The organism is Actinomadura sp. NPDC048394 (assembly GCF_040651755.1).
Classification (GTDB): Bacteria; Actinomycetota; Actinomycetes; order Streptosporangiales; family Streptosporangiaceae; genus Spirillospora; species Spirillospora montaniterrae.
Map to the genome: position 1 here is coordinate 187754 of NZ_JBEZJL010000002.1, position 16528 is coordinate 204281.

Sequence of the window (16528 nt, forward strand, 5' to 3'; positions counted from 1 at the left end):
ACCCAGCCCCTCCGATGGAAACGATCGGGACGAGCCGGGCGCCGTCCCCCGGCGTCCCATACGTCCCATTAACGGAGTCACGACTCGGTGACAATGCCGGAGACCGCATCCGGACAGCCGATACCATCGAGCGGTCCCGGCACGAAAGGAATTCCTCCATGGCGAACTTCACGCTCGACGACGTTCGGCAACGGACGTACAAGGCGCGTGACGCGTGGTGGACGGTCCTGCTGGTCGACCCGCTCGCGTCCCGCCTGGTGCGGTTCACCGCGAACCGCACCCGGATCACGCCCAACCAGCTCACCGTGGGCGCGCTGATCCTCGGCCTCGGTGCGGGCGCCTGCTTCGCGGCGGCGTCCTGGCCGTGGCTGCTGGCCGGCGCGCTGCTGTACCACCTGTCGTTCACGCTCGACTGCATGGACGGCAAGATCGCGCGGCTCAAGGGCACCGGGTCGGTGTTCGGCGCGTGGCTGGACTACATCTTCGACCGCGTCCGGGTGCTGGCCTGCGCGGTCGCGCTGATGGCCGGGCAGTACGCGGCGACCGGCAACGTCGCCTATGTGTGGACGGCGCTCGGCGTCGTGTTCCTGGACATGCTCCGCTACATGGACGCCCTGGAGATCTACAAGGTGCGCGCGCAGATGCGCACCACGCTGACGGAGGCGCGCCGGGAGGCCGAGGCGCTGGAGGCGGCGGCGCGGGGCGGCGCGGCGGAGGGCGCGGTGCCGGACGCCGCGGCGGTCGACACGGACCTGCGGTCGGCGGAGGGTGCGCTCGGCGCGGACCCGGAGATCGAGGAGGACCGGGTCGTCGGCGACACCCGGCAGGGCGACGCCGACCGCGCGAACGCCGACCTGCAGGCCGGGTTCTACAAGCGGTTCCCGTGGTACATCCGGATCCGGAACGTGCTGCTGCGGGGCCGGATCCGCCCGCACCTGATCAGCGGCATCGAGTTCCAGATGGGCGTGTTCATCGTCGCCCCGGTGATCGCCGCGGCCGTGCCGGGCGCGATCATCCCGGTGGTGTGCGTGAGCGCGGCGGGCATGCTGGCCTTCGAGCTGTTCATCATCTACAAGTTCTGGCTGTCCAGCCGGGACTACAGCCGCAGCCTCGCCAAGCTGAACGCGAAGATCGACGAGTACCGGGAGCAGCTGCCCGCCGACGTCGTGGAGCGCCACGTCGGGGCGGGCGTCGGCAGCTCCGGCTGACGCCCGGGCTTCGCGGGACGGACCGACCGGGAGCGGGCTCGGCGGGGCGGGAGCTCGCGGCGGTCAGCGGGCCGCGAGCACGCCGTCGCGGCAGGTGTCCTTGCGGAGGCCGTTCCGGGGCACGGCGATCGAGACCGTCCCGTCCATGCCCAGGGTGCCGTACGTCGCGTCGGTGATCGTCTCGCAGGGGACGGTGAACGCGCGCCTCGGCCCGGCGCCGTCGACGAGCCCCGTGCCCTTCAACTCGACGGTGCCGCGCTCCCGGTCGACGATCTCCAGCCCGCTCCCCTCCGCGAGGACCGCGACCGCCGGGTACTTCAGCACCCGCCAGGTGAGCCTCCGGAACCCGGACACATCCCGGTCGCGGGTCTTGATCGCGACCGGATCGGACCCGAACGGGCAGCCCGGAGCCGGCAGGCCGCGGGCCTTCGCGCACCGGTCGATGAACGCGTTGTAGGCCTGCGACACGGCGCGTTCCCCGGCGGGCGTGACGGTGAACTCCGGCGAGACCGGCACCTGGCCGGACACGGTGCCGCCGTCCCCGGGGAACACCGGCGTCTGCCCCGCGGCGACCCGCACCACGCCCTGGCGGCCCTGGTAGAAGCGGTACAGGCCGGGAAGCAGCCGGTACTCCACGCTGCGGTCCTTGTTCGCGGGATCCACCCGCAAGGGGGCGCGGATCCCGCCGACCTCGACGTACCGCATCGCGGTCACCGCGAACCGCACGGTCGCCAGCGGCTCGGCGATCCGCAGCCCGGCGCGGCTCTTCAGCAGCCGCACGGTGGTCCTGTACCGCCTGTGGTGCTCCCCGACGAGTACGACGGTGACCTCCGCGTCGTCGGTGTAGCCGGAGTCGCTCGTCTCCGTGACGGCGCCGACCTTCCAGTCGCCGAGGGCGCCGGCCGCGAGGAACCGCGCCTCCTCCCCGTCCGGCCGGTCGATCTTCGCCGTCCTCAGCGCCCGGGCGACGTCGTGCTTCCCGATCGCCTCGAAGTAGCCGCGGACCAGCCTGACCGTGCCGGGCTCCCGGCCGGTGCCGTGGACGAGGGAGGCCAGGAGGACCCCGGCCAGGACGACGCCGCCGCCGAGCATCCACCGCCGCCGGTACCGGAACTCCCGCACGGCCGCCTCCCTGATCGTTTTCGCGAGTCAATGAGATGGCATCGGCGCTTTCCAGGGTCCCCGGCGACCGGTTCCGGCCAGGCCGGAACCGCGGCTTCCCGTCCTCCGCCAGAGTCGGCGGCGGAGGTGATCGGCGGTGGACGACGACGAGCGGCGGTACGCGACGGCGCGCCTGTACGGGCGGGCCTCGCTGGCGGCGGCCGCGGCGGCGGTGGCGGCGGCGGTGGCGCTCCTGCTCGCCTTCGCCCGCCCCTGGGGCTCCGGCGAACCGGCCGCGCAGGGCGCGACCCCGCCGGCGACCCCGTTCCCCCAGCCGTCCGCGGTCGCCTCACCCGCCGCGAAGCCGGCGGACGGCGGGACGGTGCGGATCGTCGAGCAGGGCTTCACCGCGCTGCGCGACGCGTCCGGCGAGCACCGGGTGAGCTGGGGGCTCGTGCTGGAGAACACCAGCAGGACGACGGCGGTCTCGGTGCCGGTGACCGTCGGGATCCTCGACCGGCGCGGCGCGCAGCTGATCGGGAGGACGAGCGACTACGCCCGGCACCGCAGCACGCCCTACATCATGCCGGGCGCCCGTTTCGGCATCGGCGACGACACCTACGTCACGCGTGCGGGCGCGGCCCAGATGACGTTCCGGCTCGGCGCCGCGCAGTGGCTCCCGCCCACCGACCCGCGCGCGCCGCGCCTCACCGCGAGCCTCGTCAAGGGCGACCTCTACAGGGTCGACAAGCTGCAGCCCTTCCTCCTCGGCAGCCCGCCGCGCGCCGAGGTGCACCGGGAGCGCCGGCACGACCTGTCGATCACGTTCCGGGTGGAGTCCGGCGCGCGCGAGGTCCTGCCCGACGGGCACGCGTCGGCCGTCCTCCGCGACTCGCGCGGCCGGATCGTCGGCGGCACCGGCCCGGTGGACACCGTGACCTGGACGCGCTTCCCGCCGGGCTGGTCGATCCAGCGGATCCGGTCGGCGGGCGTTCCGCCGACCGTCGATGTGAAGCGCATCGAGGTCTACCCCGAGCCGTACTACCGCCTCTGAACCCGCCGCCCTGCGGGTCATGCCGCGGGTCAGGCCGCGGGTCATGCGGCGGCGAGGAGGTCGGTCCACTGGCGGCACACCTCGTCCAGGCCGTAGGCGGCGCGGACCTGGTCGCGGGCCAGCGCAGCGTCGGCCTCCCACCGGTCCAGCGCGACGGTGCCGGAGATCGAGGCGGCCATCGCGGACGGGTCGGCGTGGATCCAGCGGGTGTCGTAGATCGTCTCCGCGCCGGGCCAGCCGAGCAGCGCCGGGACGGCCCCGGACGCCATGCCCTCGGCGGGCGCGAGGTGGAAGCTCTCGTCGTCGCTGGTGGACAGCACGAACCCGATCCGGCGCAGCCAGGACGCCACGTCGCGGCCGTAGGAGTCGAACACCACCCCGCCGGACAGCACCGGGGACCGGCGGATGCGGCGGAACACCTGCTCGTAGTGGGCGCGCTCCTCGTCCTTCTGCCAGATCCACCAGTACTCCCAGGGGAGCTTGGACTTGACGAAGAGGGTGAACCGCGGGTCGTCGCGGCGCAGTTCCTCCAGCGCGTCCAGGGCGAGGTCGAGGCGCTTGCGGGACGGCGCGATGCCGATCATGCCGAGGTGGTGCTCGGCGCCGGCGAGCTTCGGCCGGTCGAGCTGCCGGTCGTCCACCCAGTTCGGCACCGTGGTGATCTTCGACATGGGCCAGCCGAGGATCTCGTGGGTCAGCCGCGCGTAGTGCGGGCTGACGCAGATGACCTGGTCGACGGCGTCGATGTCGAGGTGCCGGGGCCAGCGCGCGTACAGCTCGAAGCGGTGCAGCCGCACGACGAGCCGCTGCCCGGGCCGCTTGCGCTGCGCGAACCAGATCGCGTTCGGCCCGCACCACTCGCAGACGATCACGTCGGCCCAGTCGACGAGCTCCTGGCTGCGCTCCTCGTCGTGGACGCGCAGCGCCGCCCACGGGTCGACGCGGACCTCCATGTCGGGCCGCGACTTCAGGTAGTCGAGCAGGCGGGTGAAGAACTTCAGGTCGTGGCCGGCGACGCCGACGCGCAGGCGCCGGCCCCCGGCGGCGGGCGGCCGCAGGGCCGGGGCGTCCGGTTGCGCGGAGCGGCGCTCGTGCTCCTCGGCGGCGGCGAGGACGGCGGCGGACGGCTCCGGGAACGTCTGCGCCAGGCAGTCCCGCAGCCGCGCGGCGGCGGCGTCGAGGGTGAAGCCGGCGGCGGCCGTCCGGCAGCGGTCGGCGGCGAGCGTGTACACCTCGGGGTTCTTGCCGATGATCGTCAGCGCGTCGAGGACGTCGTCCTCGGTGGCGGAGAACAGCGGGTAGTCGGCGCCGAACAGCCGCTCGTGCATCGGCGTCCGGTTCAGCACGACCGGGACGCCGAGCGTCCCGCACTCCAGCACCTTCGTGGACAGCTCCAGGCTCGCGTCCATCTCCGGGTGCCGCCACGACAGCCCGACGTCGGACGCCGCCGTCAGCCGCATCGCCTCCGCGCGCGGGTGCCCGCCGTGCCAGACGACGCCGTCGCCGGTCTCCAGCGCGGTCCGCATCCGGGTCGCGAACCCGGGGTCCTTCGGGTCGTCGTGGATCTTGTCGCCGACCATGTGCAGCTCGGCGTCCACGCCGCGCATCGCGAGCAGGCGCGGCAGCGACGTCATCTCGTAGGTGTTCCAGCGCGGCGCGAACTTGCCGGTGTAGACGAGCCTGAGCGCGCGGCCGTCCGGGGCGCCGTCCGGGCGCGGTTCCAGGCCGTCGGGCAGCACGACGACGGGCGGGAACAGCACGCTCTTGCCGGCGGTCGCGGGGACGGCGCTCTCCAGGAAGCCGCGCAGCTCCTCGGTCTGGCAGAGCAGCACCCGGGACGCGTCGGCGATGCGGCGCAGCTCGCCCTTCGCGGAGCCGGTGAACTCGGCGGCGGACTGCGGGACGTCGGTGAGGTACGTCCACAGGCGCCCGGCGAGCGGCCCGCCGGACAGCTTGCCCGCGAGGCGGCGGCCCCGCACGACGACGAGGTCGAACGGCTCGGGCTCGTCGACGCGGGCGAGGATCACGGCGGCCTGCTTGGCCGGCATGCCCGCCTCCCCCTCGACCAGCCCTTCGGCGTGCGGGCTGCGGACGGTGACGCCGGGCAGGGCGCGCAGCGGGTCGACCAGCCGGCCGGTCCGGACCGGGGCCTTGAGCACCAGGGTCACCGCGCAGCCCGCGCGGGCCAGCGCCTGGACCATGCCCTGGGCCCAGATCGCCGATCCGTCGATGAGGTTGAGGTCGACGTCTCCGTAGACGAGGGCGCGTGGTGGCACAGCAGTTCCTTTCAACGAGGCGGCGTCATGTCCGCGGGCGTGCGCCCGGACCCCGCGGGCTGCGCCCGGTGCGAGGGTTCCAGCAGGTCGTGCAGCCGGTTCGGGCTGGTGACGGCGGCGTCCCAGTCGAGGAGCGCGAGGGTGGCGGGCGGCGCCTCGCCCCACAGGACGAGCGGCAGCGAGCGGGCGCGGGCGAGCTCGCGGACGTCGTGCAGCGCGCGGTCCCGGTCGTACATGCCGGGGACGCCCAGGTAGGCCCATGGCCCGCCGGGCTCGCCGGCCGCCGCGTCGACGACGACGAGGTCCACGTCCGCGGTGTCGAGGACGATCGTCGCGTCGTGCGGGTAGAGCGGGATCACCTTGGCGTGCTCGCGCAGCGCCGCCGCCGTCGCCGGGGCGAAGATCCCGGCGATGACGGTCCCGTCGTAGGGCGCGGCGGCGAGCAGCCGGTCCTCGGGGCGGTCGATCCGGTCGAGCTGGAGCCGGTCGCTCCCGGAGGCCGCCGGGCCCTGCTCGGGGCCGTTCCGCTTGCGCCAGAGCCGGTACAGCTCCTTCGGCAGCCGGACGCCGCGGCGGCGCGGGTTGCGGGCGGCGCCGGCGACGAGCCGGCCGAACTGCAGGGCGACCGAGGTCTCCAGCGCGCCGAGGCGCCGCTCCAGCTCCTGGACGCGCGCCTCGCGCTCCCGCAGGGCGGCGCGCAGCCGCGCCGCCTGCCGGTTCGCCTTCGCGCCGTCGGCTCCGCTCATCCGAGGGCTCCGTTCTCGCCGAGGTAGGTCATGACGACTTCCGCGATGCGGGGGCCGGCGTGGCCGTCCCACAGCGGGGGCTTGCGGTCGCCGGCCTGCGCGCCGGACTCCAGGACCTTGCGGACCCCCGGCACCAGTTCCGCGAAGGTGACGAGCCGGTTCGTCCCGTGGGTGATCGTGATGGGCCGCTCGGTGTTCGGCCGGACGGTCAGGCACGGCACCCCGAGGATCGTCGTCTCCTCCTGCAGGCCGCCGGAGTCGGTGACGACCGCCGCCGCGCCGCGCACGGCCGCGATGAAGTCGATGTAGCCGAGCGGTTCGAGGACGTGCACGCGGTCGTGCTCGTCGAGCCCGGCGGCCAGCAGGTTCGCGCGGCCGCGCGGGTGCACCGGGATGACGAGGTCGGCCAGGTCGGCGACGCCGTGCAGGTGCCGGACGAGCGCGGCGGCGGTCTCCGGCGCGTCGACGTTCGCGGGCCGGTGCATGGTCGCGAGGACGTACCGGTCCGGCAGCCCGTGCGCCTCCCGGACGCGTCCGGTGTCGAAGGAGTCCAGGTTGGCCAGCAGCGTGTCGATCATCGGGTTGCCGACCAGGTGCGCCCGCTCCACCGGGACGCCCTCGTTCGCCAGGTGCCCGATCCCCTCCGGGCTCGTCACCAGGCAGAGGTCGGAGAGCTGGTCGGTGAGCCGCCGGTTCACCTCCTCCGGCATGGTCATGTCGAAGGAGCGCAGCCCGGCCTCCACATGGGCGACCGGGATGTGCAGCTTGGCCGCGACCAGCGCGGCGGCGATCGTCGAGTTCACGTCGCCGTACACGATGACGAGCACCGGTGAACGGCTCGTGAACTCCCGTTCAAGGCCGACCATGAGGGCCGCGGTCTGCTCGGCGTGCCCGCCGGAGCCGACGCCGAGGTTCACGTCGGGCTCGGGCAGTCCCAGCTCGTCAAAGAAGATCTCCGACATCCGGGCGTCGTAGTGCTGCCCGGTGTGGATCACCGCCTGGTCGGCGCCGGCGGCCCGCAGGGCGCCGATGACCGGGGCCGCCTTGACGAAGTTGGGGCGCGCCCCGAGGACGTGCACGATGGGTGACACCACAATTTCCCTTCTGTTCATCAGGGTTGCCTACGCTCCGTCGCCGTGCGGAACCTTGCCCTGAAAAAGCCGGTTTACCTGCTGGGACTCACCTGGCGTCAGATCCGCGACGACCCCGGCCGGTCGCCCCGGCTGGCGGTGCGGCTGCTGGCCCGGGCGGCGCCCGGCCCGCTCGGCGGGCGCCTGCGCCGGTCCCGGCTGGCGGTGCCGCGGCCGCGCGGCGCGCGGCGCGAGAACGCGGAGCTGCGCGAGCTGCTGGCGCACACGCCGCCGGCCCCCGGCCGCGCCGCCCGTCCCCGGAGCGGTTCCGGGACGGGAGTGCTGCAGTTCGTGACGAACGCGCTGCCGGCCACGAACGCCGGCTACACCGTCCGGACGCACCGGATCGCGCTCGCGCAGCGCGAGATGGGGTTCGACACGCACGTGGCGACGCGGCTCGGGTACCCGCTCAGCCAGGGGCGCGGGGACGCGCGGGCCCGGGTGGACGTCGACGGCGTCCCGTACCACCGGCTGCTGCCGTGGCTGCCGCCCGCCGGGCCCGTCCGGGCCGTGGAGAAGGGCGCCGGCCTGGCCGGGCGGCTCGTCGAGGAGCTGCGCCCGGACGTCCTGCACGCGGTCAGCAACCATCTGAACGCGGCGGTCGCGCTGGAGCTGGGGCGCCGGCACGGGCTGCCCGTCGTGTACGAGGTGCGCGGCTTCCTGGAGGACTCGTGGCTGTCGCGCGACCCGGCGCACAGCGAGTCCGACGAGTTCTACCGGCTGACCCGGGAGCTGGAGACCCGCCGGATGGCCGAGGCCGACGCGGTCGTCACGCTCGGCGAGGCGATGCGGGCGGAGATCGCGTCCCGCGGCGTCCCCGAGGAGAAGATCTTCGTGGTGCCGAACGGGGTGGACGAGGCGTTCCTCGAACCGCTGCCGGACGCCGCCGGCCTGCGCGCGGAGCTCGGCATCGCCGCGGACGCCACCGTCGTGGGCCTGACGTCGTCGTTCTACGGCTACGAGGGCATCGACACGCTGATCGACGCGGCGGCGCTGCTGCGCGACCGCGGCGCGCCCGTCACGCTGCTGCTGGTCGGGGACGGTCCCGAGCGCGGCGCCCTGGAGCGGCGTGCCGCCGGGCACGGCGTTCACGCCGTGTTCACCGGGCGGGTGCCGATGGGTTCCGTTCGCCGCTACCACGCGCTCCTCGATGTGTTCGCGGTCCCGCGCCGGGCGGACCGGGTGTGCCAATTGGTGACGCCCCTCAAGCCGCTGGAGGCGATGGCCGGGGGAATCCCCGTCATAGCCAGTGATGTCAGGGCACTTCGCGAAATCGTGGAACCCGGCGTGACCGGGGCGTTAACAGTTCCGGAAAACGCGGAAGCATGGGCGAATTGTCTGGAAGACCTGGCTTACAGTCCCGAAAGAAGGCGAAAAACAGGTCAGCGGGCCCGGGAATGGGTTCGGGCGGAACGCACCTGGCGGGCCGTCGCGACGGGGTACCGGGCCGCCTACGGCCTCCGCTGAGGCCGTCCCGACGGACCTCGCCTCGATCGAAATCGCCATACCTGACATCCGGGAGCGCGCCGGGCGCGCGCACCGATCTCGAAGGGAGCCGGGCATGGATCTGGTGGTCATCGGACTCGGCTATGTGGGCCTTCCGCTGGTGCGGGAGGCCTGCCGGGCCGGCCTGCAGGTCGGCGGCCTGGACCGCGACGCACGGGTGGTGGAGGGGCTGAGGGCCGGCCGCTCGCACATCGACGACGTCGCGCCCGCCGAAGTGGCCGACATGCTCCAGGCCGGGTTCGCGCCCAGCCTGGACGCGGAGGTGCTGGACGGCGCCCGGACCGTGGTGATCTGCGTGCCGACCCCGCTGTCGCCCGACGGCGGCCCGGACCTGACCGCGGTGCGCGGCGCCGCCGAGACCGTCGCGGCCCACCTGGCGCCGGGCACCCTGGTGGTGCTGGAGTCCACCACCTACCCCGGCACCACCGACGAGGTCGTGCGGCCCATCCTGGAGACGTCCGGCCTGGTCGCGGGCGAGGACTTCCACCTGGCGTTCTCGCCCGAGCGCATCGACCCGGGCAACACCGTCTACGGGGTCCGCAACACGCCCAAGATCGTCGGCGGTCTCACGCCCGCGTGCGCGTCGGCCGCCGCCGCGTTCTACGGCAAGTTCGTCGAGCGCGTCGTCGAGGCCAAGGGGACGCGCGAGGCCGAGATGGCCAAGCTGCTGGAGAACACCTACCGGCACGTCAACATCGCGCTGGTCAACGAGATGGCGGTGTTCTGCAACGAGCTCGGCATCGACCTGTGGGACGCCATCGACTGCGCCGCCACCAAGCCGTTCGGGTTCCAGGCGTTCCGGCCCGGCCCCGGGGTGGGCGGGCACTGCATCCCGATCGACCCCAACTACCTGTCCTACAAGGTCCGCTCCCTGGGCTACCCGTTCCGGTTCGTCGAGCTGGCCCAGGAGATCAACGACCGGATGCCCCGGTACGTCGCCGAACGCGCCCAGCAGCTCCTCAACCGCGAGGGCCGCGCGCTCAAGGGCGCCAAGGTGCTGCTGCTGGGCGTCACCTACAAGGCCGACATCGCCGACCAGCGCGAGTCGCCCGCCCGGCCCGTCGCCCGCCGGCTGGCCCGCCTCGGCGCCGACCTGGTGTTCCACGACCCGTTCGTCACCGACTGGCAGGTGGACGGCACCCCGGTGCCCGCCGCCGGCGCCGACCTGCCCGCCGCGCTCGCGGACGCGGACCTGGCGATCGTGCTGGCCGACCACGCCGCCTACGACCCCGAGACCCTGACCCGGCACGCCCGGCTGCTGTTCGACACGCGCGGCCGCACCCGGGACGTGCAACTCGAAACCGTCGAACTGCTTTAGCGGGACGGCGCACCGACGGACCGGAACGAGTCGCCCGCGACCGTCCACATCGCGGACAAGGGGAATTCATCGACGATTTCCATGGGCGACGAAGACTCGAGCAGCAGGCGATTTTACCGGCACCTTGCGGAGTGAGTGGAATGCGGATCTGTGTTTGCACGGTGGTGCACCATCCCGAGGATGCGCGCATTCTGCACCGGCAGATACGCGCGCTCCTCGACGCCGGCCACGAGGTCACCTACATCGCGCCCTTCCGGGCGTGCAACGTGACCCCCTGGCGCGAGGTCAGCCCCGTGGACGTCCCGCGGGCCACCGGGAGGCACCGCCTCCGGGCCCTGCGGGCCGCCCGCCGGGCCCTCGCCGAGCACGCCGGCTACGCCGACGTGATCCTCCTGCACGACCCCGAGCTGGTGGTCTCGCTGCCCCGCGAGACGCGCGGCCGGACCGTCGTGTGGGACGTGCACGAGGACACGGCGGCGGCGCTCACCGCGAAGGACTGGGTGCCCGGGCCGGTCCGCCCGGTGCTGCGGCCCGCCGTCAGGCGGCTGGAGCGGCGCGGCGAGCGGCGGCTGAAACTGCTGCTCGCCGAGGAGGGGTACCGGGCCCGGTTCCGCGGCGACCACCCGGTCGTGCCCAACACCACCTACGTCTCCGACCTGCCGCCCGGCCCGCCGGACGACCGCCGCGCCGTCTACGTCGGCAACCTGTCGGTGGCCCGCGGCGCGCTCGACATGATCGAGATGGCGCGGCTGCTGGCGCACGAGGGCATCACCGTCGAGCTGATCGGCTCCGCCGACCCCGACGTGCGGCCCGCGCTGCGCGAGGCGCAGCGGACCGGGGTCCTGCGCTGGTACGGGTTCGTCCCGAACGACCGGGCGCTGCGGATCGCCGAGGGCGCGATGGCGGGGCTGGCGCTGCTGCACGACGAGCCCAACTACCGGCACTCGATGCCCACGAAGGTCGTGGAGTACATGGCCCGCGGCGTCCCGGTGATCACGACGCCGAACCCGCCCGCGGTGGACATCGTCGACCCGGCCGGGTGCGGGCTGGTCGTCCCGTTCGGCGACCCGGCCGCCGCCGCGGCGGCGGTGCTGAAGCTGCGCGACGACCCGGACCTGCGCGTCGGGATGGGCGAGCGCGGCTACGCGGCGGCCCGCGCGCGCTTCCACTGGCCGGTCCACGCGGAGCGCTTCGTGGCGCAGCTGGAGGCCTGGGCGGGCCGCAGCACCACCGTCGTGCCCGACCCCGTCCTCACCCCGCAGTCCCGGCCCGAGCCGCTCCGCGAATCGCTGCCGGAGCCGATGGCCGAGCCGCTTCCCGAGGCCGTCCCGGACTACTGACAGGCGCGCCCGGGCGGCCGGCGAGAGGCCGGTCAGGTGCCCGGCGACCAGGTCCGCAGGCGGTCGACCACGGACCGGGCGAGGCGGGCCGCGGCGCCCGGCGGGCGGTCCACGTCCACGACCACCACAGCCCGGTCGACGCGCAGCGCGATCATCCCGGCGGTCGGCCCGAGCTCGTAGGCCCGGCCGGCGGGGATGTCGGGGCGCTCCCGCGCCTGCGACTGGATCGCCTGCAGCGCGTCGAGCATCTTCTCGGCCGCCTCGGGCGTCTCCGCCACCCAGCGGACGCTCACGCTCAGGCCGCGCACGGTCGTCTCGGGCACGGCGTCGTCGTCGGGTGGCTCCGCGCCGCCCGAGGCGCGCGGCGCCGGCGACGTCCCCGCCTTACCGGTGGCCTTACCGGTGGCGCTCGCCTTGACGGACGGCGTCCCCGACGGCTCCGGACCGCCCGACGGCCCGCCGTCCCCGGGCTTCTTCCCCGCCGTCTCGTTCCAGGTCGTCTCGTACGTGCAGGACACCGGGTGCGGCAGCGTCACGCCCCCGACGCTCGTCCGGGCGGGCCGGACGTCGTGGTCGTCGGCGTGCACGGCCGCCAGGTCGGCCTTCTTGAGCAGCGCGCACGCGTCCGGCCAGTCGTCCACCGGCACGCCGCCCAGCTCGGCGGGGCCCGTCCCGTCCGGGCCGCCGCGCAGCGCGACCAGCCGGGCCGCGCCCGACGGGCGCGGCGCCGCCTCCGCGACCGCCGCGTACAGCAGGCCGCCCGCGGCCGCCAGCCACGGGCGCGCGCCGGTCAGGTCCGGGTCGATCGCGAACGGCGCCGGGGTCGTGGACGCGCGGCCGTCCGCCGGGTCCACGACGTCGACGCCCGCCGGGAGGAGCTGGTCCGCCAGCCGCGGCCGCAGCGCGTAGACCGTGCCGCCCGCCTCCGCCAGCGCCGCGTAGCCGGGGACGTCTCGCGACCACGCCACCGCCCCGGACGGGACGTCGACCGCCTCCATCCGGTCGGTGCCGGCGCCCTTCCCCTCCTGGTGGCGGACGACGATGAGCCGCCCGCCCGCGAGCACGGCCGGGCACATCCGGTCGCCGCACACCCCGTCGCCGTCCCAGCCGGCGATCTGGTCGCCGCCGGCGGTGAACGCGCGCAGCGCCGCCCCGTCCGCGACGAGGACCGCGCCGTCCAGCACCCGGACCTCGGGCGACTCCCCCGCCAGCGTCCGGCTCCACAGCACCCGCCCGTGCCCCGGGTCGACGGCGAGCAGCCGGCCGTCCTGCTCCCGGCAGCCCACCGCGACCGCGGCGAGGGCGTCGCCAGGGGTCTTGCGGGCGTTCCCGCCGTCCGCCGGGTCGCGGGCGCCGGGCGGGTCCAGGGAATCGGAGGGCTGCGCCGCGCCCTCGAACAGCCGGCACCCCTTCGGCAGCGGCGTCCGCCACAGCCGCTTCCCGGTCAGCGCGGACACCCCGTACAGGGTGCGGCGGCCGTCGTCGGTGGTCAGCACCACACCGGCGCCGGCGGGCCAGCGCAGCGTGGCGCGCGACACCGCCGCCGGGCGCTCGCCGTCGCGCCGCCACAGCTGCGCGCCCGACAGCTCGTCGAACCCGACGAGCAGCCGGTCGCCGCGCCGGCCGTCCCGCTCGAAGTAGGCGACGAGCCGGGACCGCGTGGACGTCCAGCCGAGCAGCGTCCACCCGGTGCGGCGGTAGCTCCAGCGCTCGGCGCCGTCGCGCGCGTCCCGGACGGCGAGGCCGCCGCCGGACGCCGTCACCACCTGCCCGCGCGACACGTCGTAGGCGACGCCGTCGTACCCGGCGGCGGACCCGCGGTGGATCCGCGTGGTCTGCTCCCAGCTCACGGCGAGCGGCCCGGGCGGCGGGCCGACGTCGGTCTGCGGCGCGACGGGCCGTCCGGTGACGGTGTGGCGCACCTGCCACCACTCGGCGTGCAGGACGAACCGCTCGACGAGGACCGCGCACAACGCGACGGCGAGGGCGCCGGCCACGAGGCCGAGCGCCATGCGGACGCCGCCTCCCGGACCCGGCCGGCTCCCGCCCACGCCCGCGCCGCCTCCCTGTTCCGCCGACCGCATACCCGTTCCACTGGCCGTATGGTGTGGACCTCCACCTTGCCGTGTCGCGCCCGCCCGCGCGACACGGCCCGGACAGAATCGCCCGCGGGACGCGGCTCGCCTTCCCCGGGCGCGCTGGGCCGGAACGAGCAGGGAGGGAACGTGGAGGTCTTCACCCGGTGGCGCACCTGGGACGCCGCCCGCGCGGACCTGGAGTCGTCCGGCGACGGCGCGCGCCTGGACCTCGGCGCGCTCTCGGCGGCGGCGGACGCGGCGCTGCGCTGGCACGGCGACCAGCGGCGCCCGACCGGCGCCCCGTACGTCGAGCACCTGCTGGAGGCCCTCGAAGTGCTGGTGCGCGGCGCGGGCGTGACCGACACGGCGGTGCTGTCCGCCGCACTGCTGCACGACGTGGTCGAGGACACCCCGGCCACGCTCACCGACGTGGAGGACGCGTTCGGGCCGGAGGTGACCGAGCTGGTCGACTGGGTCACCAAGCCGCCGGCGGGCGGCGCCGGGCGGCAGGCGAAGCGCGCCGCCAAGGCCGCGTACCTGCGGCGGCTGCGCGACGCCCCGCCGAAGGCGATCCTGGTGAAGCTCGCCGACCGGGTCAGCAACGTCCAGCGGCTCGACCGGATGCCGCCGGACTTCCAGCGCCGCTACTACGCCGAGACGGTCACCTACATCGTCCCGCTGGCGGAGCCGCACCCGTGGTTCGCGGCGTGGTACGGCGAGTGGCGCGAGGCGTTCGCGCACCTGCGCTAGCCCGCCTAGTGACCGGGCGGTCATGGGATGGGATGATCGGCCCATGGAACGCGAGTGGGTGGTCGAGGAGAGCGTCGCGATCGGCGCCGGGACGCGGGCGGTCTACGCCGCGGTCGCCGACCTGCGGCGGATGCGCGAGTGGAGCCCCGAGGTCTTCGCGACGTGGATCCGCGGCCGGGCCGTCAGGGCCGGCACGAAGTTCGTCGGGTTCAACCGGCTCGGCTGGCGGGTGTGGTTCACCACCTGCGAGGTGACGGTCGCCGTCCCGGGCGAGGCGTTCGCCTTCCGGGTGTCGAGCTTCGGCCTCCCGGTGGCGCTGTGGGGCTACCGGATCGAGGCCGTCGGCGGCGAGGACGACCACCGGACGCGGCTCACCGAGTACTGGGAGGACCTGCGGCGCGGCAATCGCGGCGCGGGCCTGGTCTCGCTGCTCGGGAAGGTGTTCACGGGCGTCCCGGCCGAGGAGCGCGCCGCGCTCAACCGCGCGGGCATGCGGGCGACGCTCGGCCGGATCAAGGCGGGCGTCGAGCGCGGCTGACCCGGACGGGGCGCGCGGGCACGCGGGCGGCGGGCGCGGCGGAGGCGGCGGGCGCGGCCCGCTCTTGGCAGCAAAACGAGAACCTGTTCTACTTACCGGTGTGACAAGTGCCGCGCAAGTCCATCCGATCCAGGGGCACGAGGTCGCGCTTCCGGTGCAGATCCGGGACGCCGCCGTCGCCTCGGCCATGTTCGCCGTCCCGGCCGCCGCAGCGCAGGCCGTCATCGCCTACTCCGGCCTCGAGATCGCCGAGCCCATGGCGGGCCGCGCGATCTGCTCGCTGGCGTTCGTCCGCTACGCCGACGGCGACCTCGGGCCCTACCACGAGTTCGCGGTCGCGTTCCTGGTGCGCCCGCCCGGGACGCCCCCGCCGTCCGGCGGCCTCGGGCGGCTGCGCGGCATGCGGGACGTGGGGGCGTTCATCCACTGGCTCCCCGTCAACCAGGAGTTCACGCTGGAGTGCGGGCGCAGCATCTGGGGCTTCCCGAAGGAGCTCGCCGACATCCCGATGGACCTCGCCGGACGCGTCAAGCGGTGCGCCGTGCAGTTCGGCGGCCGCACCGCCATCGAGGTGGCCGTACGGCCGGGCGCGCCGATGCCGGGCGGCGCCGGAGCGCCCAAGGTGGACGCGTACTCGTGCCTGGACGGCGTCACCCGCCGGACACCGTGGACGCTCACACCGTCCGACGTCCGGATGCGTCCGGGCGGCGCGAAGGTGGTCCTGGGCGACCACCCTGTAGCCGAGGAACTGCGTGCCCTGGGCCTGGACCGGGCGCGCGCGCTGAGCAGCACTACGGTCGGGCACCTGTCGATGACGTTCGACCCGGCCGAGGAGGTTCACTCGTGAGGCGGACGGCACTGGTCGCCGGCGCGGCCCGCGGCATCGGCGCGCTCGCGGCACGGCGGCTCGCCGCGGCGGCGTGGGACGTCGTCGCCGTCGACACCGACGAGGACGGGCTCGCGGCCACCGCGCTCCGCTCGCCGAACACCCACGTCCGCGCCTGCGACATCACCGACCCCAAGGACGTCGCGGGCGTCCTGGGCGTGACCGGGGCCGTGCACCGGCTCGTCATCGCCCCACCGCCCGCCGCCCCGGAACCGTCCCTCGACGAGGTGATGCGGCACGCGTTCCTCGGCCCCGCCGGCCTCGTGCGCGCGGCACTGCCCGGGATGTTGGAGCGCGGCGCGGGCGAGGTCATCGTCATCGCGCCGTCCGGCGCGTCGCCGGCGACGGCCGCCGCTTCCGCCGCGGCCCGCGCCTTCGTCGAGGCCCTCGCCGCCGAGCAGCGCGGGCGCGGCGTCGCGTTCCGCTGCGCGAGCCCGCCCGCCGGGGTCCCCGACCGGCTCGTCCTCGACGAGATCGACCGGTCCCTGGCGCGCCCCGGCGAGGTGCACGTGGCGCCCGGCGGAGCGGCCGGGCCGCTGCGCCTCGCGCTCCGCCGTCCGCGCCGGGCCCGGGCGTCCGCGCCGCCGCGCTGAACGT

At 75.0% G+C, this 16528-nt stretch carries 14 protein-coding genes; 9 read left to right on the plus strand and 5 right to left on the minus strand.

Features of this window, described 5'->3' with window-relative positions:
• The first annotated feature begins 158 nt into the window (after positions 1 to 158).
• Positions 159 to 1208 carry a CDP-alcohol phosphatidyltransferase family protein gene (locus AB0C78_RS02080; protein WP_360740696.1) on the plus strand — a complete coding sequence of 350 codons (1050 nt, stop codon included), beginning with the start codon at positions 159 to 161 and terminating at the stop codon, positions 1206 to 1208.
• Between the two features lie 63 nt (positions 1209 to 1271).
• Here the strand turns inward: AB0C78_RS02080 and AB0C78_RS02085 are convergent, their stop codons facing one another.
• Positions 1272 to 2330, minus strand: a complete 1059-nt coding sequence (locus AB0C78_RS02085; RefSeq protein ID WP_360740698.1) for a hypothetical protein — start codon at positions 2328 to 2330, stop codon at positions 1272 to 1274.
• Between the two features lie 136 nt (positions 2331 to 2466).
• Between AB0C78_RS02085 and AB0C78_RS02090 the strand changes: the two genes are divergently transcribed.
• Positions 2467 to 3363: a hypothetical protein gene (locus AB0C78_RS02090; protein ID WP_360740700.1), complete on the plus strand. Its 897-nt coding sequence runs from the start codon at positions 2467 to 2469 to the stop codon at positions 3361 to 3363.
• Positions 3364 to 3404: 41 nt separating this feature from the next.
• Here AB0C78_RS02090 and AB0C78_RS02095 read toward each other — a convergent pair whose 3' ends face one another.
• From AB0C78_RS02095 to wecB, 3 genes are all read right to left on the minus strand, one after another.
• A complete protein-coding gene (locus tag AB0C78_RS02095; protein WP_360740748.1) occupies positions 3405 to 5564 on the minus strand; it encodes a glycosyltransferase in 2160 nt (719 codons plus the stop codon).
• An 86-nt stretch (positions 5565 to 5650) separates the two neighbouring features.
• Positions 5651 to 6385, minus strand: a complete 735-nt coding sequence (locus AB0C78_RS02100; protein WP_360740702.1) for a hypothetical protein — start codon at positions 6383 to 6385, stop codon at positions 5651 to 5653.
• Complete coding sequence (gene wecB / locus AB0C78_RS02105) at positions 6382 to 7467, minus strand: UDP-N-acetylglucosamine 2-epimerase (non-hydrolyzing) (RefSeq protein WP_360740750.1); 1086 nt, start codon at positions 7465 to 7467, stop codon at positions 6382 to 6384. Before wecB ends, AB0C78_RS02100 begins: the two co-directional genes overlap by 4 nt.
• Positions 7468 to 7521: 54 nt before the next feature.
• Between wecB and AB0C78_RS02110 the strand changes: the two genes are divergently transcribed.
• From AB0C78_RS02110 to AB0C78_RS02120, 3 genes are all read left to right on the plus strand, one after another.
• Positions 7522 to 8982 (plus strand): glycosyltransferase family 4 protein, encoded by a 1461-nt coding sequence (locus AB0C78_RS02110; protein ID WP_360740704.1) that lies wholly within the window; start codon positions 7522 to 7524, stop codon positions 8980 to 8982.
• A gap of 94 nt (positions 8983 to 9076) precedes the next feature.
• Positions 9077 to 10339, plus strand: coding sequence for a nucleotide sugar dehydrogenase (locus AB0C78_RS02115; protein WP_360740706.1), 1263 nt, complete (start codon positions 9077 to 9079; stop codon positions 10337 to 10339).
• Positions 10340 to 10479: 140 nt separating this feature from the next.
• The gene (locus AB0C78_RS02120) at positions 10480 to 11679 is read left to right on the plus strand and encodes a glycosyltransferase (RefSeq protein ID WP_360740708.1); all 1200 of its coding nucleotides are present in this window, start codon (positions 10480 to 10482) and stop codon (positions 11677 to 11679) included.
• Positions 11680 to 11711: 32 nt separating this feature from the next.
• Here the strand turns inward: AB0C78_RS02120 and AB0C78_RS02125 are convergent, their stop codons facing one another.
• Positions 11712 to 13691, minus strand: coding sequence for a PQQ-binding-like beta-propeller repeat protein (locus tag AB0C78_RS02125; RefSeq protein WP_360740710.1), 1980 nt, complete (start codon positions 13689 to 13691; stop codon positions 11712 to 11714).
• 213 nt (positions 13692 to 13904) lie between these two features.
• Between AB0C78_RS02125 and AB0C78_RS02130 the strand changes: the two genes are divergently transcribed.
• From AB0C78_RS02130 to AB0C78_RS02145, 4 genes are all read left to right on the plus strand, one after another.
• Positions 13905 to 14507, plus strand: a complete 603-nt coding sequence (locus AB0C78_RS02130) for an HD domain-containing protein (RefSeq protein WP_360740712.1) — start codon at positions 13905 to 13907, stop codon at positions 14505 to 14507.
• A 43-nt stretch (positions 14508 to 14550) separates the two neighbouring features.
• A complete protein-coding gene (locus tag AB0C78_RS02135; RefSeq protein WP_360740714.1) occupies positions 14551 to 15045 on the plus strand; it encodes an SRPBCC family protein in 495 nt (164 codons plus the stop codon).
• 100 nt (positions 15046 to 15145) lie between these two features.
• The gene (locus AB0C78_RS02140) at positions 15146 to 15892 is read left to right on the plus strand and encodes an acetoacetate decarboxylase family protein (RefSeq protein WP_360740716.1); all 747 of its coding nucleotides are present in this window, start codon (positions 15146 to 15148) and stop codon (positions 15890 to 15892) included.
• Positions 15889 to 16524, plus strand: a complete 636-nt coding sequence (locus AB0C78_RS02145) for an SDR family NAD(P)-dependent oxidoreductase (protein WP_360740718.1) — start codon at positions 15889 to 15891, stop codon at positions 16522 to 16524. Before AB0C78_RS02140 ends, AB0C78_RS02145 begins: the two co-directional genes overlap by 4 nt.
• Positions 16525 to 16528: the final 4 nt, after the last annotated feature.